We start from the raw sequence: 25,571 nt of genomic DNA, 5'->3' as shown, positions 1-25,571 counted from the left end.
CCAAACAGGAAGCTGAGCGGCAGGCTGAAGAGCTCGCCAAACAGGAAGCTGAGCGGCAGGCTGAAGAGCTCGCCAAACAGGAAGCTGAGCGGCAGGCTGAAGAGCTCGCCAAACAGGAAGCTGAGCGGCAGGCTGAAGAGCTCGCCAAACAGGAAGCTGAGCGGCAGGCTGAAGAGCTCGCCAAACAGGAAGCTGAGCGGCAGGCTGAAGAGCTCGCCAAACAGGAAGCTGAGCGGCAGGCTGAAGAGCCCGCCAAACAGGAAGCTGAGCGGCAGGCTGAAGAACTCGCCAAACAGGAAGCTGAGCGGCAGGCTGAAGAGCTCGCCAAACAGGAAGCTGAGCGGCAGGCTGAAGAACTCGCCAAACAGGAAGCTGAGCGGCAGGCTGAAGAGCTCGCCAAACAGGAAGCTGAGCGGCAGGCTGAAGAACGTGCCAGACAAGAAGCACTGAAACAGGCTGAAGAGCGTGCCAAACAGGAAGCTGAGCGACGTCAACAAGCAGATCGAGCTCGACTGGCAGCCGAACGGCGTCAAATGGAAGAACGTGCTCGTAGGGAAGCCGAACAACGGCAGGAGCAAGAGCGGGCTCGTCAGGAAGCTGAGGCGCAGGAGCGTGCTCGCCAGGAAAAGGAAGCTGAACGACGTCAACAGGCCGAGCGGGCGCGTCTGGCAGTTGAACGGCGTCAGGCGGAAGAAAATGCCCGACTGGAGGCTGAACGTGCTCGTGAACTGGAAGCGCAGCAAGAACGGGAAGCTGAGTCTGAAGCACAAGTTGTGACTATTCATCCATTAATGAATTCAGATGAAGAACAGCATAAAGAACAGCCAATCGATTCAGGCAAACCCCCTTCTGTATTGGACTTGCTCATAAAAGAAGCGCAAACATACCACGATGACCGTAAAGGTAAAGGAAAAACCCTGCATCGGATTTCATGGGGTCAGTATACAGAAGACGATAAACTAGGCGCTGCAAACCATTTTATTGATGCAATATGCAATAAAGATGGCTTCATCACCGCCAAGGATCGTGGAGCGCTTAAGAATGGCCGTTTATATACAACACTTAACAAGGTATTTGAGGATAATCGCCAGGCAATAAGCCTTGAATTAAATCAGGATCTGCAGTCTTTCGATGACTTGTTAAATACTTTGAACAAACGTGAACCGATTGAAACACTTAAGCGTATCCTGAATACCTACAAAGCAGATCGAGATACGAAGCCAAACTACTATCATAGAACGTTTTTCTCTCAGTACAGTGGACCTCAGAAAATAGCTAGCGTTACGAATTTTTTGGAGACCATAACACGAGGCGATAATTTATCCCCTGATGATCTTGCAATCATCAAACAAGGCAGCCTGGGTCGAAGTCTTAAGGAATTTATAAAAGAATCAGGTGGCGCACTTAGTGAGTTTTTGCAGACTGGCAAGCCAATCAATACCATAGACGATCTGGTCAGCGCTTTTTATCCTCCCCCACAACAAGAGAATGTTCTGTAAACTGATTTGTTAAGCTCAATTTTTATATTATGCTGTCATCCCCGCGCAGGCGGGGATCTATCTCTGAGCTCGCTATAATGCCAATTGAGGAAGGGATTCCCGCATTCGCGGGAATGACCAAACTCCTCAACCTGAAACAATTGAACTTAATCCACAATCTAAGTATCATCTTGATTTTTTCAGGAGCCAATTATGTCTGATCTCTCAGTAAACCCTGAAGATATTCTTGCTGATGGTGTGGATTATACAGTAATCAAAGGCGTACCTGTACGCAAGGGAACCGTTGCTGCTTTTATTGCAAATATTCAGATTATAGAAGATCCGGACAGCAGCGATTTAGCTCGGCAAAATGCTTGGGAAACCATGAAAAATCTGGCCCCAACCCTTGTTGCAACAGGCCTGACCGATCATGTGCATTTTAAAAACCCCAATGTTGAAAGAATGCTTCAGGAAATTATTTCCTCAAAGAAATAGTCCTAAATAATTAAAGAGAAAAATAACACTTGCCTTCTCTCAATTTTTCTTATAAAAATCTCTTTCTTGTGCTATTTTTTTAAAAAAAAAGTAGACAATGTACAGCACTATTGTACAATTCGTTAATTTTTTAACATTCGAGAGACCATACAGTCAGTGACTAATGAGATTAAAAATCAAAGTGCGCCAATTAACGATGGCGGTTACAAACGCGGTTTGAAAGATCGCCATGTTCAATTGATTGCCCTCGGCGGCATTATCGGCTCTGGTTATTTTCTAGGTACTGGCGCGGTAGTCAATCAGGTAGGTCCCTCAGTATTCATCGCCTATATTTTAGGCGGTTTAATTATCTATTTAACCATGCTATGTATGGGTGAACTTGCTGTTGCCATCCCTATTTCAGGTTCATTCATCACCTACACCGCCGATTTTATTTCTCCTTCAGTCGCTTGTGGCGTCGGATGGTCCTACTGGATTAGCTGGGTAGCCTATATTCCCGCGGAATGTATAGCCGGCGGGATTATTATGCAGCACTTTACTGGCGTGAACGGCTATATCTGGGCGGTATGTTTCGGTCTTATTATTACCTATGTAAATATTGCCAAGGTTGGAACCTTTGGTGAAATTGAATTCTGGCTTGCCCTCATTAAAATACTGGCTTTGATGGGATTCGTAATTCTCGCATTGCTAATCTTTTTCGGCATCATACATGGCCCACAGCCTGCAGGTATTATAGGCGGCAGATTTATTTTTGATGAGGGAGGATTGTTTCCCAATGGAGGAATGGCCCTTCTTACCGCTATGGTACTTTTGCTGGTTAACTATCAGGGTTCTGAAATTATTGGTCTGGCCGCTGGTGAATCAGTCAATCCTGCCCGTATGATTCCACGCGCCATCCGCAATGTGACCTTTCGTATTTTATTCATTTATATTATTCCAGTGTTCTGTCTGGTATTAATTTTTCCCTGGCAGAAAGCAGGCTTGAGCAACTCGGTATTTGCCGATGCACTCAATTTCTATGGCTTACGCTGGGCAGGTGCAGCCACCAGTTTCGTTACATTAACCGCTACGCTTTCCTGCTCTAATTCTGGTGTCTATGGTATTGTACGGTCATTAAATGCCCTGGCCAGAAATGGTATGGCTCCTCATCGGCTTAGTAAACTTAACCGCAATGCCGTACCGCAAAACGCAGGCATTGTAACGCTTGCGGCCATTTGGCTTTTATTAGCAGCCGGTTACTTTTTTGGTCAATCGATGCTGTATATCGCATTATTGCTGGTATCCGGATTTACCGGCGCTCTGGCATGGATTTCACTGTGCTGGGCACAAATTAACTTTAGACGCCGCTTATATCAGGCAGGTTACACCACAGCAGATTTGGGTTATAAAACGCCCGGCTCCCCTTATACAGGCATTGTAGCCATCGTGCTAATGCTTGCCTGTCTAATCTTTCTCTTACTGAATCAGGATCCTACCTACAAAATTGCCTTCGCTATGGGTTTTGTCAGCTTTGTAGTGCCGATTATAATTTATAAACTGGGTGGTTTTTATAAGAAGCGGCATATCGCCATGTCAGTTAATAATCACCTGCAGTTTAAAGATATTTTTCCAGACAGGCAGTGAAGGCTTGCATTACTTTCCTGCCAGGTGCAGCCTGTCGTTCTACATCCCTCGGACAAGCCGAGGGACGTAGAAGCCAAGAGCAGCCTGCGTTTGATACCAATGAGATAAGTCGCGGTACCTGGCGGTTAGGGGATATTGCGGAGCAAATCTCATTAAGCTACTCTTATCACTAGCGGAATAACCTCACTTAAACCTCCAGCTTTATTTTTTATTTGTACACAAGAGAGAATATCTTCGGCTAATTCTTTCGGAATATTGGCCTCAAGCTTATTGTCAATGACTCTAATCCAGGGTGGGTTGGATATACCGTAGCACTTATTGCTAAGAAATATCTCATAGGGGATTGAACTATAGTCCGGATAAATTGTTTTTTCGTCAACAAAATCAAAGTGATATTCTTGCCCAGCATAAGCAAGCGGTAAGGCAAATGCCGAGTCCTTCAGTCTTGGCTGATACACTGGATTGGCTGATATTGTCAGAGGAATGCTCATTGAGTCTGAACTGCCTCCTTCTCTGTTAGCAGCGCGAATGGTCAGGTGAAATACTTCTCCCATGGCATCAAAAGGAATCTCGCCTTCAAGTCCTGTCTGAGATCCTGAGCTGTAATGGATCCAGGGAGCCGCAGGCTCCACCTTATCAAGATAGACTTTGATGTCCGTGTTTTGGGGAGCGCTTGCCAGTGCATCTTGTATGTTAAACGAGAAATAATCACCGGCTGCGGCACTAAGAGCAAGCGGTTTCAATACAGGTTTCTTTGCAGGATCAATTGCCCTTTCAATAACAAAGGATTTAGGCAATGAATCCCCTCCAGCATTAGAGCTGGCTATCAAAGTGAAGTTCCAAGAAGTTTCCTCATTGTCAGGAACAATCCCCTGAAGCCGTAAACCGTCCTCGGCCACCAGCAACCAATCAGGATTGGAATAACGAGAATCAAATCGAAATCTGATTTGGTTATTGGAAAAAAAACTGGAATTGGCAGTTAGCAAAGCGGATAGATTCAGTTGATACATTTGTAATGCTTGTGCAGAAGGGAGGATTACTTCCGGTATAAAAACCGGTTTATCCTGAGGGTTTTCCCTGACATTGATAGTTAATACTGCCGGCGCTGTATAGCTGTAAAAATTGCTGGCACTGAATTGAAATTGATAAATCCCTGGACGCTCGGGCTTGCCAATCACACTGTGCAATGCAGGATCAAAGCGCAATCCATTCTGCTCCGCAGGCACTACGTGAATTACCGGACTTGCTCCAGACTGTACATTTTCATGGTAATAATTAATTACATTCAAAAAATTATAACTGAAACCTACATTAGCCGTCGCAGTTTGCTCTGCTGCAGCTGAAATCGATAATGGATGAGGGATAACTTTAATTTCAAAAGGTGTTGACTGAGCTTGAAACTGGTTTCCACCGCAACACCTGTTTGAATTAAAAGAATAGTTATTATATGAAATATCTCCCTTAATGATCTGATTAACTGTAGTCGGGATAATCACATCAAAAAAACAGACAGAGAAGGGACTGCGGGGGTTGGGGATAGAATTATTAAGCAAAGGACAATCCCCCGAAACATAGCTTAATATGGCATTTACCGGCGTTTTCCAGTAATAAGCACAATGCCTGCCAAACTCAAAAAAATCAGCACGCATCCGAAAACGCACAGGCTCTCCTGCATACACAGTGTGGGGCGGTGGGAATACATAACCAAGTACCGCGGCGCCCTGTGGGTTTGCATTAAAGGAGAAACATAAATGCGCTTTAACAACAAGAATAAACACTAATATTTTTTTTATCATTTGAATAATCCATTAAATCAATCATTGAACACAGTGATAGATCAAGGTTTCATTCGAAGAATAAAAAACGCAGCGCCGCTGCGTGCAGGTTGGCTTTCATTTTACAACTCCAATTTCCATATATGTCCGATATTGGCTTACCTGATGGCAGCTCAATAGAAGGGGATGTTATCTAGCTTATTTTTTGAAGTCAAGCACAATGATATTCATAAAATGAGGTATCTTATTGCAGTAATTTATGCAACTTCTCTTTTAGAGAATCTACCCTGCCCAGGAGCTCATTGATCTGCTCGGCAGTTTTTCTGGCTCCTTTTTCACCCAGGAAAAAGAAGTGGTTTCCATTAACAGTCATTGTAAGCAATTGGGGCAGGCTATTTAAAAGCTCTGAAATCTTATGCCATTTATGAGACGATGCGCCAGACAGTTTTCCTTTTAAATACTGACTATAAATCATTTCTGCGCGCAAAAAATTCCATGCAGCCGGATCAATCAGAGAGATTTTGGCTGTAGTCATTGAATCATCGACAATCAATGCAATCCAGGGAGTATTGGCAAAGTCAAAAACCTGACCATCTTTTAAAGTTGAGGGAATATTTTTTACCAGATGCCGGTTTTGGTACATATACCCTTCAGCAGCCAATGCAGCAGGAATATGACCGATGAATTCACTCGTATAGACTGTTTCAGGAATAATCTTGTGCTGATTTAGCTGGTTTTGCTGTTCAATTAATTGATAAAAAATTGGAAATAACTTACTTCGGTCTGCTAAATGATTGGCTCTCATCGTGCCGGTTGAGTAGGGACCGGATTGCATGACATAGGGCAATGGGGGAACAGCAGATAAGCCGATGAATAATTGCACCTCAAGTCCATGTTTTACCGCTGCACTGGTTGCTGTTTCTTCAATTGAACCTCCCATACTCCAGCCAAGAATGACAATCTTATTACTCAGTTTATGCTTCTCGATAATCTGCTGCGATATTTCAGCAATCTGTTCTCCCCAGTCATGGATAGAGAATCCTGGATAAACCTGAGTGTACACAGGGTTTTCAAGTGGATAGGAAATCCCCAGGAAAGAGTAACCCTTTTTATTTAACCAATAGGCCAGAAAATCCTTTTCCTTACCATGAGGAAATCCATAGGAGATCCTTGCCAGATGGGAATCACCAGGTACAAAAACGATTAATGGCTTATCAGGATCCCCCTTTTTAAAAAACACCAGGGATTCGGCTCCCCCTCCCTTCATAATAGTTTCACCAGGATATAGCCCTGCTTTGGCCTGGTTATCAAAAACGAATAACAAGAGTAGTAACACATACCTGCGTATGGAGATCATATTAGAATCAATCGAGCACTTTACTTACAGCATAGTCAATTAGTTGAGAGAAAGGAATTTATCAGGAAGGGAAGAGTCTATGGAAAACGGGTAAAATAGAGTCTCAATGTGGCCTATCAAGACTCTATTTGATCAGATCAATCCTGAGATCTCATGTGCGGAAACAGAATCACATCCCGAATTGAAGGCGAATTGGTAAATAACATCACCAGACGGTCAATTCCAATTCCCTCACCTGCCGTTGGAGGCATTCCATATTCCAGGGCTTCAATATAATCATGATCGTAATGCATTGCTTCCAAATCGCCGGCATCTTTATCATCAACCTGCTTGCGGAAACGTTCGGCCTGATCTTCTGCATCATTTAACTCTGAGAATCCATTCGCTATTTCGCGGCCGCCAATAAAGAACTCAAAACGATCCGTTACCTCAGGATCGCGGTCATTCCTTCTCGCCAAAGGCGAAATCTCTGTCGGATAGCCGGTGATAAAGGTTGGTTGAATCAAAAGATGTTCAACGGTTTCTTCAAAAATTATCATCTGCAATTTACCAGGCCCGTCATTCTGGCCATAGGGAAGTGAAAGGCTGTCAAGTACCTTACGGCAAGCTTCAATGGAAGACAGATGACCTTCATTGAGATTGGGATGAAACTTCAGTATCGCTTCCCGCACAGAGAGTCTTGCAAAAGGATTGGAAAAATCAAGAATGCTGTCCTGATATTGAATTTGCCGCGAACCATTGACCACATCGCAAAGGTGATGAAGCAGGCTTTCGGTGAAATTCATCATGTCATTGTAATCGGCATAAGCCTGATAAAACTCAATCATTGTGAATTCAGGATTATGCCGTGTCGACAGCCCTTCATTACGAAAGTTTCGATTAATTTCATATACCCTTTCAAATCCACCGACCACCAGCCGCTTCAAATAAAGCTCCGGTGCAATGCGCAGAAACATCTGCATATCCAGACTATTATGATGAGTAATGAATGGCCGGGCTAAAGCACCGCCAGGAATGGGATGCATCATTGGCGTTTCTACTTCAAGAAAATCATGATGATCCATATATTGCCGTAAGGCAGTAATGAGCTTTGAGCGGATTAAAAACGTGCGGCGGCTTTCTTCATTAGCGATTAGATCCACATAACGCTTACGATAACGCATTTCCTGATCAGCTAAACCATGAAACTTATCTGGCAATGGGCGAAGTGATTTGGTTAGTAATTCGACTGAGTCGGCATGGACGGATAATTCCCCGGTATTTGTTTTGAACAAAAGGCCTTTGACTCCGACGATATCTCCCAGATCCCAGTGCTTAAATTGCTCATACATCTCGGGTAGATCATTTTGTCGAATATAAACCTGTATGCGTCCGGAAACATCCTGAATATGAAAAAAACTGGCTTTTCCCATTACTCTTCGCAACATAATACGCCCAGCGACTGAAACATGAACCGATTGTTCAGCCAGGCTTTCCTTATCCTGATTTTCATATTGCAGTAGTAAATTGGCAGCCAGGTATTGGCGGCGAAATTGGTTAGGAAATTGAAAACCCTCTCCTCGCAGCCCTTCCAGCTTTTGTTTACGTATCTGATATACTGTACTTTCGTCTAAATGTTCTTCTGTCATTCTGCACCTATTCCTGCCTTTAAACTGGCTTCAATGAAACGATCGAGATCGCCATCAAGTACTGCCTGCGTATTACTTGTTTCAACACCTGTACGTAAATCCTTGATTCGAGACTGATCAAGGACATAGGAACGTATTTGCGAACCCCAGCCAATATCCGATTTGGTGGCCTCCAGCGCTTGTTGCTCGGCATTTTTCTTTTGCATCTCAAGCTCATATAACTTCGCGCGAAGTTGCTTCATCGCCTGATCTTTATTCTTATGCTGGCTTCTGTCTGTCTGACACTGGACAACAATTCCGGTGGGCTCGTGAGTAATTCTTACTGCGGAGTCTGTTCGGTTAACGTGCTGTCCGCCGGCCCCTGAAGCACGATAGGTGTCAATACGCAGATCAGCCGGATTAATTTCAATTTCAATATTGTCATCAATTTCGGGCGACAAAAAAACAGCAGCAAAGGAGGTGTGACGCCGGTTTCCCGAGTCAAAGGGGGATTTACGAACCAGGCGATGAACTCCGGTTTCTGTGCGTAACCAGCCATAGGCATATTCGCCTTTAAAATGAATGGTAGCACTTTTTATTCCAGCCACATCCCCTGCTGAGCATTCAACAAGCTCTGTATCAAACCCATGCTGCTCTCCCCATCTTAAATACATACGGAGCAGCATTTCCGCCCAATCCTGGGCTTCTGTGCCTCCGGAACCGGATTGGATATCAAGATAAGCCGGCGCCTGATCCATTTTTCCGGAAAACATACGTCTGAATTCCAGCGCAGCCACTTGCTGTTCAACATCCTGCAGTTCCTGAAAAACGTCATTGATTGCAGACTCGTCATTTTCAGCACGAGCTAACTCAAAGAGCTCATTGAGGTCAACGATGTTCTGACCTAGCAGTTCCAGCTGGCTGACGACTGCCTCCAATTGAGCACGTTCTTTCCCTAAAGCCTGCGCTTTTTCAGGATTGTTCCATACTTCTGGCGCCTCCAGCTCTCGGACGACCTCTTCTAATTTTTCTTTCTTCGTATCAAAGTCAAAGATACCCCCTAAGCGCCTGAGTACGCTTGGAAAGGTCTTCCAGTGAAAAACTGATTTGATTTACTTCTAACATGGATTTCTCTTTCAATTCATCAATAATTTATTATATAAGCTTGAGCTTTAACCTGTTGCCATTTGCCTGAGGCGGACAGGCCGAATTAATCTCTCCAGCGATAAGCCCGTTAGTTTAACGCGAAAGCGAAATTGAAACCATAGCTGTATTTTCAGACTACAATTTTAGAATACAGGTAAAAACATTGCGATTAGACAAAAAATTAACAGGAACTTAACAATTCTCCCCAGATGCTGCACCTGAAAAGTATGTTATCATTCCTGGACTTACTGATAGAATATTATACTCCTCATCAGGATTGGAGATAACGATGACCAAAGCCAACACCCAAAAACATAAAGATCAGCTGGAAGCCCAGCGTCGCGCGAATGAAGCCATTCAGGCTCAGGAAGCTAAAAAACCAGTTCTTCCACAAGAAAATTTAACTCAGCCTGACAAAAAAAAATCCGAAGCCGATGAGCCTGCACCAGAACCAGTAAGCATTAGGAAACTCTCTATCAATGATGACGACTGGCTCAAAATTGTTGACCAATTTAAACTCAAGTATGGTCAGGAGCCGGAAGAAGACGGCAGTCTGGTCTTCCCCTCTCAGGAAAGTGCCATCGAGTTTTTTACAGATCAGGCCAGCCAAAAGCGTGAATTCCTTGCTCAGCAAATGAGAGATGGAAAACCGACAGGCTTTACCGTCTTTTCCTGTGGAGACGGCACGCTTTATCAGGGCACAGTCGAAGAGATTAAATCAGCAATAGAACTGGCAAATAAGGCGAATCCTCAGCCTCTGTATACTAAAGCGTTGAAAGCGCTCTCCGAGATCCCTTCAGTTAATCAGACCAACTCGATGCGCGATGCTCTGGGAACAATAAAAAGCCCGGAACCAGAGCCCGAAGCAGAACCTCAGCCGGGTCCAAGATGATTTAACATCTGTGCAAACTGTGTCATTCCCGCGCAGGCGGGAATCTTTTCTCATCGCAAGCACGGTGCCAAATCATTGCTGGATTTCCGCCTGCGCGGAAATGACACAGGACCTATATGTGTTCTAAGCCTGTTTCGACAGGTTAATCCCAATTCTCTTTAAATCTTTTCCGATGTTTTTATTGCTTCGCGATAAGCATGCAAATTCATCAATAATTCTGCTTCAGCGTTCGATAAATGGCAATTATCGATAATTTCGGCCTTGTCGCCTCCCATTTGCAGGATACGCAGGGCATGTTGATAACCGCCATCGTTGTTGCGTTTGTTTTCTATCATATTCACTTGGGAATCAATACTTCCCAACTGACGGTTCAGGTCTGTTAATTGCTTGGCAAAGACCAGATCGGCATTAACCAGTGCGGTCTGCTCGGACTGATAGCGTTCTACTGATTTGCTCAACTGACTGAGTTTTAGAGATAAGCTTTTCATTTCCTTTCGTTGCTTCATGATGAATAAAGCAAATAAGCCACAAATTATTAAACCGCAACTGATAATTAACATCATGGTGTCTCCTTGGCTAATGGTACTACCATATCAGTTTTAGGCTGTAATGAAAGAGGGGGTTCATTGTTTTTTTGGGTTTCCACTGTAAACTGATTTTTCCCTTCGCCAGGATTTAATAACCGTGGAATGGTTTTGTCCTTGGCAATGATTAAATTCACTCGCCTGTTTTTCGCTCTGCCATCGTCAGAAATATTATCAGCAACTGGAAATTGCTCGCCGTAACCCGTGACTGTAATACGCCCCGGATCGACCCCATAATTGGTTAATATTCTGGCTACAGCAGCAGCCCTGGCCGCGGATAGTTCCCAGTTTGAAGGATATTGGGGGGTACTGATTGGAAGATTGTCGGTATATCCCTCCAGCGCGATGGGAAATGGAACTTTTTTAAGTATATTGGCTAATTTCATTAGTTTAATTACAGCAAGCGGGCGTAACTCTGCACTTCCACTGTCAAAAAGCGCTTCTGCTTTAATATCCAGCTCAATCCATCCGTTTTGTCTGTTTGCACTGTAGTCCGAATCTTGCAACTCGGCTAGTTTTTGCTCCAGATCATTAAAGGCATCCACATCTATGGCACCACCTGATTGTCCATCATTCCGGTTACTCATTGGGGCCTTTTGTTTGCCATTCTGGTTAAAGGCAGACTGCATTCCATCTGCGAGGGTTTTATATTTGGAAACATTCACCGACGAAATCGCATACATCACTACAAAGAAAGCGAATAGTAATGTAATGAAATCCGCGTAGGAAACCATCCACCGATGAGTATCTTCATGTTCAATCTTTTTTGCTCTTCTTCCGCGCATTCTCTTGATGGAGTCCATAATTATTTAGCTTTAAGTTTAGCATATTTGGGCTTTCTCCACCGGCCATAGCAACCAAACCCTCTACCAGCATTTCGTCATGATGAATCTGGTTGGCAATACAGCACTTCAGTTTATTGGCGATTGGTAAAAAAACCAGATTGGCTAATCCAACCCCATAAATAGTAGCGACAAAAGCAACAGCAATACCAACGCCCAGTTCCCCAGGATCGGCCAAGTTACGCATGACCTGAATAAGCCCTATAACAGCGCCTAAAATACCGATAGTAGGACTATATCCCCCCATACTTTCGAACACATGGGCAGCACGCAAATCATAATCTTCGCGTCGATCAATTTCTGATTCCAGTACATGACGAATGGTGATCTTATCCACTCCTATGACTAACAGCTCCAATCCCTGACGCATGAGCGAATTGTTTTCACTCTCCATATGCTGTTCAAGGGTTAAAAGCCCGTGCTGTCTGGCTTTTCGAGCTAAATCAATCAATTGCTCCTTGCTTTTATCAAAGGAATTTTTTGGGGGGGAAAATATCCAGGGAACGATTTTGAATGCCCTTTTAAACGTATTCCATGGAGTCTGCACCATCACAGCCCCGAGCGTTCCTCCCATAACGATGAATAAAGCCGGCATATTTAAAAGCGAGGTTATGCTCCCGCCCTCAAACATTTGGCCAATAATAATCGCTGTAAATCCGGTAATTAATCCCAGAAAAGTTAAACCATCCATAATTTATCTATTCTTCTGTTGACAGGCGTGCTCTGATTCGCAGAGTCGCTTGAGTATGTATCTGTGAAACTCGCGATTCACTGACCCCCAAGACCTCTCCGATCTCCTTCAAATTCAAATCCTGCTCATAATACAGGGATAAAACCAGCCGCTCTTTTTTGGGCAGCCCTTCAATAATATGAGCCAGTCTTGCGATCATATCGTCCTGAATCACATGGGTGTGCGGCTCGCTGGTATAGCCCTCACCTTTTAATACATCTTCGGTTACACCCAGATCATCAAAACCGAATAACTGGCTGCCCGCGGAGTCCTGCAGCATTTCATAATATTCTTCCAGTTTTAAATTCAGCTCTGCAGCAACCTCCGCGTCCTTGGCTTCTCGACCAAGGCGGTTTTCTACCTGTTTGACTGCTTCAGAAATCATTCTGGCATTGCGGTATACTGATCTCGGCACCCAGTCGTTTCGACGCACTTCATCCAGCATGTGCCCGCGGATTCTGATGCCGGCATAAGTCTCAAAGGAAGCCCCCTTGCTTGAGTCATAATGTCTTACCGCTTCCAATAAGCCCAGCATCCCTGCCTGAATCAAATCATCAAGCTGCACTGTTTGCGGCAAACGAACCATCAGATGATGCGCGATTCGTTTAACCAGCATGGCATGTGCCTTGACAAGGGTTTCCTGGGTTTGCTGATTTACTTTGCCGTAAGCTGCTAACGCATCCACGACTGTCTCCTTATTTTTTCTTATTGAAAAAATTCCTTTTAGGCTAAGCCAGTTTTAATGTTCACTGGCTACCAAACGTTCCAGAAAAAAACTGGTATTGCCACCCAGCACGGGTTTAAACGGCCATTTTTCAACATTTTTTGCCAGATTTCTGAATGCCTTGGCGGCATTTGAATCGGGAAATGCGGCCAATACCGCTTTTTGTTTTTTAACCGCGTCATGCACTCTTTCGTCGAAAGGGATAGCTCCCAGATAATCCAGACTAACATCGAGAAACTGCTCCGACACTCGATAAAGCTTGTTAAACAACTCACGCCCTTCGCGCATGCTTCTGACCATATTGGCCAGGATATGAAAATGGCTCCACTCATAGCGTTTGCTCATCACCTTAATTAAAGCATAGGCATCGGTTAATGACGTGGGTTCATCGCAAACTACTACCACCACCTCTTGCGAAGAACGGACAAAACTCAATACAGTGTCAGAAATCCCTGCAGCGGTGTCGATAATCATATAATCGAAATCATCGGTTAACTCATTGAATGCATCAATAATGCCGGCATGCTCACTCGGACTAAGCTGAGTCATATAATCAGTTCCGGAAGCGGCGGGAACAATTCGGATATCATAGGGGCCTGTCAACATAATATCCGCCAAATGGCAGATCCCCTGAATCACATGAGACAAATTAAATTTTGTATGCAAACCCAGCATGATATCAATATTGGCCAGACCTAAATCGGCATCCAATAACAGTACTTTCTTATCCATTTGCGCGAGTGCAACTGCCAGATTTACAGAGATATTACTTTTGCCGACACCTCCTTTTCCAGCTGACACCGCGATGACTTTAACCGGTTTGGAGCGAGTGATGTTTCGTAATCCCGCTGCCTGGTCATCTAAAGGTTTTTCAATCTTCGACATAAAACCTCCTTGCAGCATTCTGAATTGTTTGCGCAGCCGTATCATACTCATTCATGCGTAATTCCTGCTGAGCAAACTGTTCAATTAACTGATAGCGCGTGGCCAGTTTGATATCTTCAGGAACCCGTTGTCCATTGGTTACGTAACTGACCCCTATTCCTGTTTCGGCAATAGCGCTTAATACCCCTCCCAAGGCCAGACATTCATCCAGTTTCGTCACCACACACTGCTCTACCCGGCTCACCTGATAGCGTTTAATCGCCTCAATAATAACCTGATAATGACTGGTTGCAGGTAAAACCAGTACCGTTGAAATCGAGTGAAGATGGGAGCTTAGCATATCCATCTGCTGGCTAACCCTCTCGTCAGCAGGATTCATTCCCGCCGTATCAATCAGAATCAGCTTTTTGTCATTCAGCTGACTGATAACGCGGGAAAGAGAGAGTTCATCCTGTGCCACGCAAACAGGCACACCCAATATTTTTCCATACACGATTAACTGCTCCTGAGCAGCAATTCGATAGGTATCCATTGTGATCAAACCCAACTTGTCTGCCCCGAAGCGTAATACAAATCGGGCGGCAATCTTTGCCAGAGTAGTTGTTTTACCTACTCCGGTGGGGCCTACGAAAGCATAGATTCCCCCTTCTTCAATTCGTCGGCTGTCACAAATAGGGAGCGCTTCAGATAAACGGCCTAATACTTGCTGCCAGGCATTTTGCTGGTTAAGTCCCGGGTTGATATGTGTAATCAGAGATGTGGCTGTCAATTGGCTGACACCAAGATAAAGCAATTTTTGCATCAAAATGGTATGAAGCGGTTCCTGCCGGCCAACATTGCCGCGCAACTGCGCCTCAAGCATCCCTCTAAGTGTCTGAATTTCCTGCTTCATTTCATCCAGTGGCGAGGATACCGCCGTATTGGAAGCGGTCTCTCTGCCAAGAGTTGAGACTGCCGCTTCAGGGCTTAATATGGTTTCATCGAAATCGATAGCAGCCACAATCTCCACGCCATTATCCACTTTTGAACTGGATAAAATAACAGCATCCGGCCCAAAAACGGATTTGATTTGCTGCATGGCTGTTCGTGTATCCGATGCGGTGAAACGTTTTATTTTCATAAAAATCCCTTGTTATCCCACTGTACCCACTATTCTTATCTGCTTGTTGTCAGGTATTTCCTGATAGGACATTACATGCAGATTATTGGAAATGTTACGCACAAAACGTGCCAGGATGGATCGTATTCCAGGCTGAACCACCAAAACGGCCAATTGTTGACGTGCCTGTTGCTGATCTGCAAACCGCAGTAAGGCCTGCTGAATCTTGTCTGCCATCCCCGGTTCAAAACTCATATTTTGTCCGTTACTGTTTTGGAGTGAATGCTGCAATAACTGTTCCAGCTCCGGTTTGAGCGTAATGATTTGCAGCTCCTCGTTTAACCCACTCATCTTTTGTGTAATCAAACGCGATAAAGCGACACGAACCTGAGCAATCAGATAATCAATGTCCTTGGATTTGCCGGATGACTCTGCAAGGGTTTCCACGATAGTGCGAATATCGGTTAAGGGGATATGTTCAGTCAGCAAGCCTTGCAATACTTTATTTACAGCACCCAGTGTTAAATTGTCAGGAACCAGCTCTTTGACCAGCTTAGGTGAAGACAATGCCAGCTTATCAAGCAGCTGCTGGGTTTCTTCATAGCCTAATAGCTGTTGGCTATTCTGCTCAAGAATCTGGCTTAAGTGGGTAGCGACTACAGTGGAGGCATCAACTACCGTATAACCATAAGTATGTGCCAACTCTTTTTGGCCTTCATTAATCCAGACTGCATTAAGCCCAAAAGCAGGATCCCTGGTTGCCTGTCCATCCAGCTCCCCAAATACCTGTCCGGGATTTATGGCCAGCAGACGATCATTAAAAACAGGCGCCTCTCCCATAATGACACCCGCCAGACTGATTCGATAATGATTGGGTTTAAGATCCAGATTATCCCGAATATGAACAGTTGGAATTAAAAAACCTAACTCCTGGGAAATCTTTTTTCTGACGCCCTTGATTCTGGATAACAAAACCCCGCCTTGTGAGCTATCAACCAGCGGGATAAGGCGGTAACCTACTTCCAGTCCAATGACATCGACCGGGTTGACATCATCCCAGCTTAATTCAGAGACCAGTAAATTATCCTTTAAAGGCTCGTGCGACTCACTGAGTTTTTCTTTTCTGGCTTTGTCCTGATTGCTGCGAATCATGAGATAAGCCATTGTGCCTATACCTGCTGCCAATAAAAGAAAAGCAATATGAGGCATGCCGGGAACGACACCAATCAAACCGATAATACTTGCTGCGATTATCAGTGCCTTCGGATGTCCGAATACTTGTTTTACCAATGCCTGGCTCATATTTTGCGCACTGGAAACGCGAGTGACAATAATAGCAGCCGCTGTGGACAGAACCAGCGAAGGGACCTGAGCCACCAGACCATCCCCAATAGTCAATAGAATATAATTGTGCAAGGCATCATCGAACGACATTCCATGCTGCAAAACGCCTATGATTAGACCGCCAATCATATTAATCAGCAAAATTAAAATACCAGCAATCGCATCTCCTCGCACAAATTTGCTGGCACCATCCATTGATCCATAAAAATCTGCTTCCTGCGATACTTCCGCCCGTCGTTTAATGGCTTGTTCCTGATTAATCAAGCCAGCGTTTAAATCAGCATCAATGGCCATTTGCTTTCCTGGCAAAGAATCCAGAGTGAATCGGGCGCTAACTTCCGAAACCCGTCCGGCTCCCTTGGTGACGACCACAAAGTTAATTACCACCAGAATAATAAAAACCACCAGACCCACTGCATAATTGCCGCCAATAACGACCTCACCGAAGGATTGAATCACTTGTCCCGCTGCATCAGTGCCATTCTGGCCGTTCAACAAAACGATTCGTGTTGAAGCGACATTCAATGCAAGACGTAATAAGGTGGCTATCAGAATGACTGTCGGGAAAACTGCCAGATCAAGGGGGCGTTCACTGTAAATAACGGCCAGCAGGACAATTAGTGACAAGGCGATATTGAAAGTAAAGAAGATGTCCAGCAGGAAAGCAGGCAGAGGCAGAATCATCATACTTAGCATGATAACCATCATCAGCGGAGTACCGAGTCCCTGATTGATCCATAATTTAATCGTTTGTAACCAGGAATTCATCAGGTTTCCTCCTCGCTGCGTCTAAGATCTTCAGGAATAGGTAAATCGTTAAGCGAAGCGGGTTGCCGCTCGTAATACTGACGATTTTTTAATTGAAAAATGTAGGCCAGCACTTGCGCCACCGCCACATACAAGCCTCTGGGAATTTCTTTGTTCAGAGCAGTTGAAAAGTAAATAGCCCGGGTCAATGGGGGTAAGGACAAGATCGGCACTTTGTGCGCCAATGCGATTTTATTGATCTGGAAAGCAATCAGATCTTTCCCTTTAGCCACCACAACCGGCGCGCGATTACCCTTTTGTTTATACTGCAGCGCGACTGCGAAATGCGTTGGATTGGTTAGCACCACATCGGCTTTGGGCACTTCTGCCATCATTCGCCGGCGCGAAATTTCCTGCTGCATTCTTCGGATCTGACTTTTAACCTCAGGCTTGCCTTCCGTTTCCTTGTACTCATCCTTCAGTTCCTGACGCGTCATTTTTAACTGCTTTTGAAATTCATACCACTGAAAAGGCACATCCAATGCAGCAATGAGAATCAGACAGGAACTAATCATCAGAAAAGAAAAGGAAATAATTCGCAGACCCTCGCCAATAGCGCTTTCCAGTGAAAAATTAGCCAATGCCATTAATGAAGGCACTTGCCAATGCAATATAAGCAACGCTGCGAAAGCGACTAACACAAATTTGATAAAAGATTTGGCCATCTCGACCACTGCCTTCAACGAAACCATACGCTTTAATCCCTTCATGGGATTCATGCGTGAAAACTGAGGCCGCACTGCCTCAAAGGAACATACCCAGCCGCCAATTAGTAAGGGCGCAATAATTGACAACAATAAAATTAACAGCAGCAATGGCCAGACAAGATTAAATCCCAAACTCATCACTTCACGCATTTTATAGAACAGGTTGGCATCCGCCCGGAATAATTCCAAATTGAAATGCAGCGATTCCTGCATCATCTTTTTGGCCTCATCAGCCAGATAATGACCCAAAATCAGGACGCTTAAGCTTGAGAAAATGAGAATCAGCGTTGCGTTAAAATCTTTGGAACGCAGCACCTGCCCTTTTTCTCTCGCCTCTTTGATGCGCTTTTGCGAGGGCTGTTCCGTCTTTTCCTGCGACTGTTCTTCTTCGGCCATCAGCGTAACATCCCTTTTATGAGTAAAATGCCCTGTTCAATGCTATCGCTCATTTGGTCAAAAAGGCCGGGTAAACTAAAGCGAATCACTATAAATCCCATCAATAAAGTGATAGGAAAGCCAATTGAAAATAAATTAAGCTGTGGCGCCACCCGGCTCATCACACCAAAGGCAAGGCTGACTAATAATAAGGAAAGAATTGCGGGAAGAGAAACCAGAACAGACTCTTTCAGCATCCAGGCAGAAAATCCCAGTATCGAAGCCAACTCAGTCACTCCTACATCAAATTGACCTATTGGCTTTATTTTGAAACTCTCAAGAAATAAGTCGAAAAGCGCCAGATGACCATTTAAAGTCAAAAATAAAAGACTAACCATCATTAGATATAGCTGACTCACCAAAGGCACACTGGCTTTACTGGCCGGATCAACCATTACCGCGAAACCCAATCCGGCCTGCATGGCAATAATCTGGCCACCCACAATAAAAATCTGAAAAACCAATTGCAGCGCGAACCCCATAAGCAATCCGAGCAATATCTCATTCATCAGAAAAAATATATGCTCTAGTCTGAAGTATAAAAAAGACATGGATTCAGGGATAAAGGGCATGGCGATGAACGCCAGAGCGAAAGCAAAAATAATACGAATGCTTCGGGGTAATAATACAGACGAAATTAAAGGCATTGACAGGAATAATCCGGATATGCGAGCCAGCGGCCAGACTATCTGACTTAGATACAGGATAATGGTCTGATGAGAAATGGCCATATCAGTCCAGTAAATAAGGAATATTACCGAATAAACTCTCGGTATAATTCAACATGGTCTTTAAAAGCCAGGGTCCGGCGATAACCATCACCAGAAAGGTAACCAGCAGTTTGGGGATGAAGCTTAAACTGGCTTCATTGATTTGCGTGGCGGCCTGAAACATGGCAACAATCAGGCCCACAACCAATCCAGGAACTATTAGAACCAGCAATAGTAAAATCATTAAATACACCGCTTCACTGAATAAGGATAAAACGGAATCTGCTGTCATGATTTCTCCTAGCTCACCGCAAAACTCGAGGCCAATGAACCTAGCACCAGAGTCCAGCCATCGACCATTACAAACAGCATTATTTTAAATGGTAATGAAATAATTAAGGGGGATAGCATCATCATACCCATTGCCATTAGCACTGAAGCCACCACCATATCGATAATCAAAAAAGGGAGAAATAGAATAAATCCGATTTGAAACGCCGTTTTTAATTCGCTGGTTATGAAAGCAGGAATAACAATTTGCATGGGAATGTCGGATACATTCGCGACCTGGCTGTTGCCAAATTTTTCAAATAAGGCCAAATCGTTTTTACGGGTTTGCCGAAGCATGAACTGTTTTAAGGGCTGCTCTCCCAGATTCAGAGCCTGGGGAAAGTCAATTTGTTCCTTGATATAAGGTTGAATTGCATTTTGGTTTATTTGATTAAAAACAGGCCACATAACAAAAAAAGTGAGAAAAAGAGAGATTCCTATTAATATCTGGTTTGTCGGTGTTTGCCCAAGCCCGATTGCCTGACGCAGCATTGAAAGAACGATGATGATTCGGGTAAATGAAGTCATCGCCATTAACAATCCGGGAATTACGCTCAATAGGGTCATTAACAATATAATCTGTAAATTGACACTATAGGTTTCACCGTTTGCTGATGGACTCACTGTTACGGCTGGAAGCGATAAATTCGCCGCCAGAACAATTGAGGGGAATAACAATAAAATCAGGACATACAACAAACTGCGTCGTTTCATTGAGACTTCGTCCTTAAAGCTTGTTTGAAAAATTCAGTGAACCGCGTCTCGGCCTGCTTCTCAAAGCCCGGAGGCAGCTCTTCGCCAAAGTCACATAATGTCGTGATGTTATGGCTGGTGACCCCTAAAAGCAGATAGCGTGTACCCGCGCGTACCAGTAGAACTCTCTCTCGTGGGCCCAGGTTAGCAGAGTAAATCACTTCCAGATTGATGTGTTTGCCGGTTCCTAATCGGCTTGTCTGCTTCATAAGCCAGAACAAACCCAAAATAAAGATAATAACAAACAATAAACCCATGAGAATTCTGAAGAAATCGCCACCGTTTAGACTTGACCCTTCAGAACCCGCTGCATAAGCCGTATTGCTTAAAAATAAATACAGATACAATCCCTTGTTTGCTAGCTTCATCTTAATCGCTTGATTCTTTCTGCCTTGCTTACTATATCCGTCAGACGGACCCCGAATTTGTCGTTCACCACAACAACTTCACCATGAGCAACCAGAGTTCCATTGACCAGTACATCAAGCGGCTCCCCTGCCATGCGATCCAGAGCGACAATGCCCCCCTGATTAAGTTGTAATAAATTTCGGATTGACATTTTAGTTCGGCCGATTTCTACGGTGACCGTCACTGGAATATCCAGAATCATTTCCATTTTTTCATTCTCAGTATTGCCTGTTGCATCCTGAGTTAACTTGGCTGTGACGACCTCTGTATTCTCACTCATAACCACCTCTAGTAACTTATTTTTTTTGTTATTTTTAAAGCTCGCTTATCATTCACTTTCCCTACAGTAGCAACAAAAGCAGGCGTCCCTTCTATATCGACTGTCACTTCTTCATTCATTTCCAGGGTTAAAAAATCTCCTGCTTTCCACTCCATTACCTTGCCTAAAGTGCTTGTGGTTTGCGCCATAACTGAACTAATAGTTAACTCCACCTCCATTAACTCTTCTTTAAGAGACATAATCCAGTTCGGATCAATATCTTCATCAGGTCTTGCAGCTCCAAGTTCCAGTTGCTGTTTGATAGGCTCCACCATTGAATAAGGTAAAATGAAGGCAAAAGTCCCCTGTTCCTTGCCAAAATCAAGGCTGAACTTGCTGACTAGCAATAATTCATCCGGTTCACCGATGTGCACTAATTGCGGATTGGTTTCGTCATTGACCCGGAGGGGTTCGAGGTGAATAATCGGTGCCCAGGCTTGCTCGATATTGCGCACCAGTTTACCGATCACAATATCCATCACTCGCAATTCTGCGGCTGTGAAATCTGTTTTATCGGTTTGTGCACAAAATTGCGAACTGCCGCCAAAATAATAATCGACCAAATCATACACAAAGGTACTGTCAAAGACGATCAGCGCCTTACCACGTAAAGGCTTAAATCGATAAATAGTCATTAAACTGGGATTGGGCAAAGCACTTAGATATTCACGGTGTTTCACTACCGCCATCGGCTCTTGCTTAATGTGAATTTCTTTGGCCATCAAAAGATAAATATCATTGGCAAAATAACGCGCAGCCCGATCATGGATTTTATCAAGAACCGGAAGCTCACCACGAACGATACGTTCCTGGCTTGCAAAATTGAGGACTTCAATATGCTCAGTTTTAGTAGCGGTTGGCGACGGGGGGAGGTCATTCTCTGTATTGATCTCGTCTTCTGCAGAATCCGAATTATCGCTGTTTACAGCGCCTAACAAGGCATCAATTTCTTCTTGCGATAATACATCCTTCTCAACCATGAGTAATCCTGCATCCAATCTGCTTCAATACGATAAACCATTGCTTAGCAATTTATATGCCAACTTTAATCATGGTGGCAGACGTACCTGAACAGGATTTAATTATTTATCAGTCAAAAAATTGACTAATCATCTGCCTCATCCTGACACTTATCTTCCGCAGCCGACTGGCATTTGTCATTGCAATCCGTATCAGAAGATGTCATACAGACTGAATCCAGGCAGTCCTGAGTATAGCGCTCAATACACATTTGTTTATCGTATTTCTCAGAACCAATAACCACTGTCGGTAAATCAGCTGCATAAATAGAAACTGGAATCATTATCCAAAGTCCCATCAACGCCGATTTCACTATTAACTTTAACAATTCCATGACTTTTCCTTTTGATGTACTTCCAGTATCGATGCAATATCCTTTGATTAAAAATTATAGCATCAGGAGTTCATGATGATCTGCTTGCATTCATTTCGGCTATTTAATACACCAAATTCATTTTGCCAAGGCGCTGATTTCAAAATACAATTGTCAATGCCTGGGAAAGATGACACACTTGAATTTTCGATTGATAAAACTAGCAATGCAGCCTAAATTAATGCCCTTTGGCAACTTTGCCCATAATCTTGAGACCCAATCGAAATGCTATCGTCCGGATAGTGAAAAACAAATAGAAAAAATACTGATACCTGCGAAAGAATCGATTTTGGCACGCGGCGCTGGAACCAGTTATAATGACTGCTGCCTCAATGATCAACAGTCCATTCTTGATACCAGGCGGCTTAATCACTTTCTTTCTTTTGACGCTGCAAGCGGCCTGTTAGTTTGTCAGGGCGGCGTTACTTTTGCCGATTTATTCAAGGTTGACACGCGCTTTATCCCACCAGTAATTCCCGGCACGCTTCGCGCCACTTTAGCGGGAGGCATTGCTAATGATGTTCATGGAAAAAATAATCCGAAAGAAGCGGCTTTGGGGCAGCATATCGAATGGATAGAATTACAATGTCATCAGGAGTCAATACACTGTAGCCCCAGGGACAACGCTGACTTGTTTTATGCAACCATTGCCGGCCTGGGACTGACAGGAATTATCAAACGTGTCGGGCTGAAGCTTAAGAAAGCGTCGCAGTTTGTAAAATCCGAAAATGAGAAATATCAGAGCTGGGATGAACTGGTTGAAAGAATGCTGAAATTGGCAGATAGCAGTGATTATCAAGCCGCCTGGCTCGATTTTCTTAACCCGGAGCATGCCATACTTTCTCATGCCAGCTATCATGAGGGTTTAAACAGGCAGGAAGCGGCTCCTGTTAATATTCCACCGATTCCTTTTCGCCTGATTAACCGTCTGGGAATGAAAGTATTTAATCAGCTTTATTTTCGTTATACCAGCTCTTCTCCACAAGTCAGCCCTATCCAGATATTCAATAATCCGCTAGATAGAATCAGTAACTGGAATCGCCTCTATGGGAAAAAAGGCTTAATTCAATTCCAGGCCGTCGTTGGAGCTGATTTGATTAAGGAATGCCTTGAGCAATGTCTGCTGCTTGGCCGTAAACATCATGCACTGCCTGCGCTGGCAGTCTTAAAATATTTAAATCATACTGGAACGGGCTTGCTGTCATTCACTCAGCCAGGCTTTACCATTGCCATTGATTTTGTGAACCAACCGCAAGCCCGCCAAACAATTAAAAATTTGAATCAATGGATCACGCAGCATCAGGGCAAAGTGTACCTGGCAAAAGATTTGTTATTAACATCAGAGCAGTTCAGATGCCAATACCCTAATAGCGGACAATTCATCAAACTGCTTGAAACCCTGCCTAATCACCCCTGTTCTGATTTAGGTCGACGATTAGGGATTTGTATATGAATAAAACGACCTGGGTCATTAGCGGGGCCAGTTCGGCAATCGCCAGAGAGTTCGGTCATCTAGCAGCAAGTAAGGGGCATCCTTTAATTTTAATTGCACGTGATGCGGCCGAACTTAAAATTATGGCTGCCGATTATGCGCTGCGCTATAAAATCCCTTGCCAGACCATAGTGTTTGACTTCGCCAATGACAGCAAAACCTTGTGCCATCAGTTGTTCTCACGTCAGGAGAATTTGTCGCTATTTTTAGCTCATAGTTTAATTATTGAAAATCACGATCTTAATGAATCAGATATTGGTTTAGTCATTAAAGTCAATATTACAAGCAGCTGTGAACTAATTCATGGGTATCTTAAAAAAGAACAGAGTGACCACCAGCTTATTTTTTTAAGCTCAGTCGCTGCCAGCCGTGGACGCAGTAAAAATAGTTTATATGGTGCCAGCAAATCAGCTATCGAAACTTATCTGCAGGGGCTACAGCAATCTGCTTCACCGACGCAAACACTGACTATCATGCGCCTCGGCTTTATTGATACGACGCAAACGTTCGGAAAGCCCGGTATTTTTTATGCGTCCTCTCCAAAAGACTGCGCCAAAGCCTGCTTTAAAGCATTAGACAGAAAAAAAAGGCTAAGCTACCATCCATTTTTCTGGCGATATATCATGGCAATCATCTCTAATTTGCCCTTTTTTATTTACAAAAAAATGAAAATGTAAAAAGCATCAAATCGTCAACGTCATCCTGAACGCAGTGAAGAATCTCAAACTGCTTAGAGCTGAGCCAGATTCAGGAGATCCTTCACTGCGTTCAGGATGACGTACCAGGGAACAGGATGACGTACCGGGTGAGTTACTCCGAACTTTTATTTGAATTGCGGCCCATCCTGAAGCTGATGACTCCCTGAATTAGCTAATTGCCATAAATGAGTTGCCGCTTTAGCATGCTTCAAACTCTCATTGAAAAAGCCGGGCTTTCTATCTGCGAGTTGCTCCAGATGGTTGTCTGCACGATGTGTTCGATATTCACAGTATGCTTGTCGAAAAAAGGGTTCCTGGATATGTAAACGAAAGTATTTTTTTGCCTCCTCGCTGCCATAACTAACAGCCAGATCAAGCCAATCAAAACCGGCATTCATATCGACTTCAAACTTTTCAGGGAGGTCCACTTTAAGATCCGGATTAATTTGCATTTCCAGCCGCTGTCTGTCACCAAAACCAATTAAAGCGATTTTAAACTGTGCCCCGCTGCATTGCGGTATTCCATTGTGCGTTTCATTGACATGTTTCGCTTCAGCCAACAGCTCTGCACAAAAATGGTCATATGAAATGCTCTGACTTATCTGTTCAGATTTCACAGCAATCGCTGATTTTTTTTTCTGCGACCTAAGATTAAAGTCTCTTTTCTCGCTGGCTCTTTCTGAACTGGGCATGCTCCATCCTTGCTATTGACAGTTAATCCACTCAACTGTCAATTTACTTCAAAATACGAATGGGAGGCAATATCGTATTGATCACTCCAAAGAACTGCAGGATATAAATAATCAAAACAATTAGTACCAGAATGTTCAAAAGAGATTTAATCGCTGCAGGCATTGGAATAAACACATTGATTAACCACATTACCAGTCCGAACACAATAATGACTGCAATTAAATTAAGAAGTTCATGCATGATGG

General features: G+C 43.9%; 26 protein-coding genes and 1 pseudogene. 6 read left to right on the top strand and 21 right to left on the bottom strand.

What is annotated here, in order from left to right; all coding sequences use genetic code 11:
* The 3 genes and pseudogenes from B1207_RS15975 to B1207_RS10880 all read left to right on the top strand — a co-directional run.
* Positions 1-1,499, top strand: a pseudogene (locus B1207_RS15975) (hypothetical protein); the annotation flags it as partial.
* A 192-nt stretch (positions 1,500-1,691) separates the two neighbouring features.
* Positions 1,692-1,973, top strand: a complete 282-nt coding sequence (locus tag B1207_RS10885; protein WP_112219995.1) for a hypothetical protein — start codon at positions 1,692-1,694, stop codon at positions 1,971-1,973.
* A 156-nt stretch (positions 1,974-2,129) separates the two neighbouring features.
* Positions 2,130-3,596 carry an amino acid permease gene (locus B1207_RS10880; RefSeq protein WP_112219994.1) on the top strand — a complete coding sequence of 489 codons (1,467 nt, stop codon included), beginning with the start codon at positions 2,130-2,132 and terminating at the stop codon, positions 3,594-3,596.
* Positions 3,597-3,748: 152 nt separating this feature from the next.
* Here B1207_RS10880 and B1207_RS10875 read toward each other — a convergent pair whose 3' ends face one another.
* The 4 genes from B1207_RS10875 to prfB form a co-directional block, all read right to left on the bottom strand.
* Complete coding sequence (locus B1207_RS10875) at positions 3,749-5,392, bottom strand: hypothetical protein (protein WP_112219993.1); 1,644 nt, start codon at positions 5,390-5,392, stop codon at positions 3,749-3,751.
* Between the two features lie 223 nt (positions 5,393-5,615).
* Positions 5,616-6,728 carry an alpha/beta hydrolase family protein gene (locus B1207_RS10870; protein ID WP_112219992.1) on the bottom strand — a complete coding sequence of 371 codons (1,113 nt, stop codon included), beginning with the start codon at positions 6,726-6,728 and terminating at the stop codon, positions 5,616-5,618.
* Between the two features lie 137 nt (positions 6,729-6,865).
* Positions 6,866-8,356 carry a lysine--tRNA ligase gene (gene lysS, locus B1207_RS10865; RefSeq protein ID WP_112219991.1) on the bottom strand — a complete coding sequence of 497 codons (1,491 nt, stop codon included), beginning with the start codon at positions 8,354-8,356 and terminating at the stop codon, positions 6,866-6,868.
* Positions 8,353-9,460, bottom strand: a protein-coding gene (prfB, locus tag B1207_RS10860) for a peptide chain release factor 2 (protein ID WP_112219990.1) whose coding sequence is annotated in 2 segments (ribosomal slippage) — positions 8,353-9,384 and positions 9,386-9,460 — 1,107 coding nt in all. Because the reading frame shifts where the segments join, the coding sequence is not laid out codon by codon here. The genes lysS and prfB overlap by 4 nt, the downstream gene beginning before the upstream one ends.
* Positions 9,461-9,770: 310 nt before the next feature.
* On the opposite strand from prfB, the gene B1207_RS10855 reads away from it, so the two are divergent.
* Complete coding sequence (locus B1207_RS10855) at positions 9,771-10,373, top strand: hypothetical protein (RefSeq protein WP_112219989.1); 603 nt, start codon at positions 9,771-9,773, stop codon at positions 10,371-10,373.
* Between the two features lie 158 nt (positions 10,374-10,531).
* Here the strand turns inward: B1207_RS10855 and B1207_RS10850 are convergent, their stop codons facing one another.
* The 15 genes from B1207_RS10850 to B1207_RS10780 all read right to left on the bottom strand — a co-directional run bounded on the left by B1207_RS10850 (position 10,532) and on the right by B1207_RS10780 (position 22,404).
* Positions 10,532-10,936 carry a DUF2802 domain-containing protein gene (locus tag B1207_RS10850; protein ID WP_437178502.1) on the bottom strand — a complete coding sequence of 135 codons (405 nt, stop codon included), beginning with the start codon at positions 10,934-10,936 and terminating at the stop codon, positions 10,532-10,534.
* On the bottom strand, positions 10,933-11,760 hold the full coding sequence (locus B1207_RS10845; RefSeq protein ID WP_253255839.1) for a flagellar motor protein MotB: 828 nt from the start codon (positions 11,758-11,760) through the stop codon (positions 10,933-10,935). Before B1207_RS10845 ends, B1207_RS10850 begins: the two co-directional genes overlap by 4 nt.
* Positions 11,714-12,490 carry a flagellar motor protein gene (locus tag B1207_RS10840; protein ID WP_112219987.1) on the bottom strand — a complete coding sequence of 259 codons (777 nt, stop codon included), beginning with the start codon at positions 12,488-12,490 and terminating at the stop codon, positions 11,714-11,716. Before B1207_RS10840 ends, B1207_RS10845 begins: the two co-directional genes overlap by 47 nt.
* A gap of 7 nt (positions 12,491-12,497) precedes the next feature.
* The gene (locus tag B1207_RS10835; RefSeq protein ID WP_058508713.1) at positions 12,498-13,214 is read right to left on the bottom strand and encodes an RNA polymerase sigma factor FliA; all 717 of its coding nucleotides are present in this window, start codon (positions 13,212-13,214) and stop codon (positions 12,498-12,500) included.
* Positions 13,215-13,268: 54 nt separating this feature from the next.
* Positions 13,269-14,138 (bottom strand): MinD/ParA family protein, encoded by an 870-nt coding sequence (locus tag B1207_RS10830; RefSeq protein ID WP_112219986.1) that lies wholly within the window; start codon positions 14,136-14,138, stop codon positions 13,269-13,271.
* The gene (gene flhF, locus B1207_RS10825) at positions 14,125-15,258 is read right to left on the bottom strand and encodes a flagellar biosynthesis protein FlhF (protein ID WP_112219985.1); all 1,134 of its coding nucleotides are present in this window, start codon (positions 15,256-15,258) and stop codon (positions 14,125-14,127) included. Before flhF ends, B1207_RS10830 begins: the two co-directional genes overlap by 14 nt.
* Before the next feature lie 12 nt (positions 15,259-15,270).
* Entirely contained in the window at positions 15,271-17,349 is a 2,079-nt protein-coding gene (gene flhA / locus B1207_RS10820) for a flagellar biosynthesis protein FlhA (RefSeq protein ID WP_112219984.1), read from the bottom strand.
* Positions 17,349-18,491, bottom strand: a complete 1,143-nt coding sequence (gene flhB / locus B1207_RS10815; RefSeq protein WP_112219983.1) for a flagellar biosynthesis protein FlhB — start codon at positions 18,489-18,491, stop codon at positions 17,349-17,351. Before flhB ends, flhA begins: the two co-directional genes overlap by 1 nt.
* Positions 18,491-19,261: a flagellar biosynthetic protein FliR gene (gene fliR, locus B1207_RS10810; protein ID WP_112219982.1), complete on the bottom strand. Its 771-nt coding sequence runs from the start codon at positions 19,259-19,261 to the stop codon at positions 18,491-18,493. Before fliR ends, flhB begins: the two co-directional genes overlap by 1 nt.
* Before the next feature lies 1 nt (position 19,262).
* Positions 19,263-19,532: a flagellar biosynthesis protein FliQ gene (gene fliQ, locus B1207_RS10805; protein ID WP_112219981.1), complete on the bottom strand. Its 270-nt coding sequence runs from the start codon at positions 19,530-19,532 to the stop codon at positions 19,263-19,265.
* An 8-nt stretch (positions 19,533-19,540) separates the two neighbouring features.
* Complete coding sequence (gene fliP, locus B1207_RS10800; RefSeq protein WP_112219980.1) at positions 19,541-20,284, bottom strand: flagellar type III secretion system pore protein FliP; 744 nt, start codon at positions 20,282-20,284, stop codon at positions 19,541-19,543.
* Positions 20,281-20,691 (bottom strand): flagellar biosynthetic protein FliO, encoded by a 411-nt coding sequence (fliO, locus tag B1207_RS10795; RefSeq protein WP_112219979.1) that lies wholly within the window; start codon positions 20,689-20,691, stop codon positions 20,281-20,283. Before fliO ends, fliP begins: the two co-directional genes overlap by 4 nt.
* Entirely contained in the window at positions 20,688-21,011 is a 324-nt protein-coding gene (gene fliN / locus B1207_RS10790) for a flagellar motor switch protein FliN (protein WP_058508704.1), read from the bottom strand. Before fliN ends, fliO begins: the two co-directional genes overlap by 4 nt.
* A gap of 8 nt (positions 21,012-21,019) precedes the next feature.
* Complete coding sequence (gene fliM / locus B1207_RS10785; RefSeq protein ID WP_112219978.1) at positions 21,020-22,030, bottom strand: flagellar motor switch protein FliM; 1,011 nt, start codon at positions 22,028-22,030, stop codon at positions 21,020-21,022.
* Positions 22,031-22,155: 125 nt separating this feature from the next.
* Positions 22,156-22,404, bottom strand: a complete 249-nt coding sequence (locus tag B1207_RS10780) for a hypothetical protein (protein ID WP_112219977.1) — start codon at positions 22,402-22,404, stop codon at positions 22,156-22,158.
* A gap of 205 nt (positions 22,405-22,609) precedes the next feature.
* Between B1207_RS10780 and B1207_RS10775 the strand changes: the two genes are divergently transcribed.
* Together B1207_RS10775 and B1207_RS10770 are read left to right on the top strand one after the other, a co-directional pair.
* Positions 22,610-23,896, top strand: coding sequence for an FAD-binding oxidoreductase (locus tag B1207_RS10775; protein ID WP_112219976.1), 1,287 nt, complete (start codon positions 22,610-22,612; stop codon positions 23,894-23,896).
* Positions 23,893-24,612, top strand: coding sequence for an SDR family NAD(P)-dependent oxidoreductase (locus tag B1207_RS10770; protein WP_112219975.1), 720 nt, complete (start codon positions 23,893-23,895; stop codon positions 24,610-24,612). The genes B1207_RS10775 and B1207_RS10770 overlap by 4 nt, the downstream gene beginning before the upstream one ends.
* Before the next feature lie 146 nt (positions 24,613-24,758).
* On the opposite strand, the gene B1207_RS10765 is transcribed toward B1207_RS10770, so the two are convergent.
* On the bottom strand, positions 24,759-25,325 hold the full coding sequence (locus tag B1207_RS10765; RefSeq protein WP_112219974.1) for a hypothetical protein: 567 nt from the start codon (positions 25,323-25,325) through the stop codon (positions 24,759-24,761).
* Between the two features lie 43 nt (positions 25,326-25,368).
* Positions 25,369-25,566 carry a Thivi_2564 family membrane protein gene (locus tag B1207_RS10760; RefSeq protein WP_058508722.1) on the bottom strand — a complete coding sequence of 66 codons (198 nt, stop codon included), beginning with the start codon at positions 25,564-25,566 and terminating at the stop codon, positions 25,369-25,371.
* Between the last annotated feature and the right edge of the window lie 5 nt (positions 25,567-25,571).

Origin of the sequence: Legionella quinlivanii (assembly GCF_003265995.1) — a bacterium.
Lineage (GTDB): Bacteria > Pseudomonadota > Gammaproteobacteria > Legionellales > Legionellaceae > Legionella_C > Legionella_C quinlivanii_A.
Note: the sequence above shows the minus strand (reverse complement) of the source record. Positions and strands in the feature narration are given on the sequence as shown.

Coding starts and splice junctions, on each gene's coding strand:
- B1207_RS10885 (WP_112219995.1), top strand. CDS start 1,692: ATGTCTGATCTCTCAGTAAACCCTGAAGATATTCTTGCTGATGGTGTG.
- B1207_RS10875 (WP_112219993.1), bottom strand. CDS start 5,392: ATGATAAAAAAAATATTAGTGTTTATTCTTGTTGTTAAAGCGCATTTA.
- B1207_RS10870 (WP_112219992.1), bottom strand. CDS start 6,728: ATGATCTCCATACGCAGGTATGTGTTACTACTCTTGTTATTCGTTTTT.
- lysS (WP_112219991.1), bottom strand. CDS start 8,356: ATGACAGAAGAACATTTAGACGAAAGTACAGTATATCAGATACGTAAA.
- B1207_RS10855 (WP_112219989.1), top strand. CDS start 9,771: ATGACCAAAGCCAACACCCAAAAACATAAAGATCAGCTGGAAGCCCAG.
- B1207_RS10850 (WP_437178502.1), bottom strand. CDS start 10,936: ATGATGTTAATTATCAGTTGCGGTTTAATAATTTGTGGCTTATTTGCT.
- B1207_RS10845 (WP_253255839.1), bottom strand. CDS start 11,760: ATGGACTCCATCAAGAGAATGCGCGGAAGAAGAGCAAAAAAGATTGAA.
- B1207_RS10840 (WP_112219987.1), bottom strand. CDS start 12,490: ATGGATGGTTTAACTTTTCTGGGATTAATTACCGGATTTACAGCGATT.
- B1207_RS10830 (WP_112219986.1), bottom strand. CDS start 14,138: ATGTCGAAGATTGAAAAACCTTTAGATGACCAGGCAGCGGGATTACGA.
- flhF (WP_112219985.1), bottom strand. CDS start 15,258: ATGAAAATAAAACGTTTCACCGCATCGGATACACGAACAGCCATGCAG.
- flhA (WP_112219984.1), bottom strand. CDS start 17,349: ATGAATTCCTGGTTACAAACGATTAAATTATGGATCAATCAGGGACTC.
- flhB (WP_112219983.1), bottom strand. CDS start 18,491: ATGGCCGAAGAAGAACAGTCGCAGGAAAAGACGGAACAGCCCTCGCAA.
- fliR (WP_112219982.1), bottom strand. CDS start 19,261: ATGGCCATTTCTCATCAGACCATTATCCTGTATCTAAGTCAGATAGTC.
- fliQ (WP_112219981.1), bottom strand. CDS start 19,532: ATGACAGCAGATTCCGTTTTATCCTTATTCAGTGAAGCGGTGTATTTA.
- fliP (WP_112219980.1), bottom strand. CDS start 20,284: ATGAAACGACGCAGTTTGTTGTATGTCCTGATTTTATTGTTATTCCCC.
- fliO (WP_112219979.1), bottom strand. CDS start 20,691: ATGAAGCTAGCAAACAAGGGATTGTATCTGTATTTATTTTTAAGCAAT.
- fliN (WP_058508704.1), bottom strand. CDS start 21,011: ATGAGTGAGAATACAGAGGTCGTCACAGCCAAGTTAACTCAGGATGCA.
- fliM (WP_112219978.1), bottom strand. CDS start 22,030: ATGGTTGAGAAGGATGTATTATCGCAAGAAGAAATTGATGCCTTGTTA.
- B1207_RS10780 (WP_112219977.1), bottom strand. CDS start 22,404: ATGGAATTGTTAAAGTTAATAGTGAAATCGGCGTTGATGGGACTTTGG.
- B1207_RS10775 (WP_112219976.1), top strand. CDS start 22,610: ATGCAGCCTAAATTAATGCCCTTTGGCAACTTTGCCCATAATCTTGAG.
- B1207_RS10770 (WP_112219975.1), top strand. CDS start 23,893: ATGAATAAAACGACCTGGGTCATTAGCGGGGCCAGTTCGGCAATCGCC.
- B1207_RS10765 (WP_112219974.1), bottom strand. CDS start 25,325: ATGCCCAGTTCAGAAAGAGCCAGCGAGAAAAGAGACTTTAATCTTAGG.
- B1207_RS10760 (WP_058508722.1), bottom strand. CDS start 25,566: ATGCATGAACTTCTTAATTTAATTGCAGTCATTATTGTGTTCGGACTG.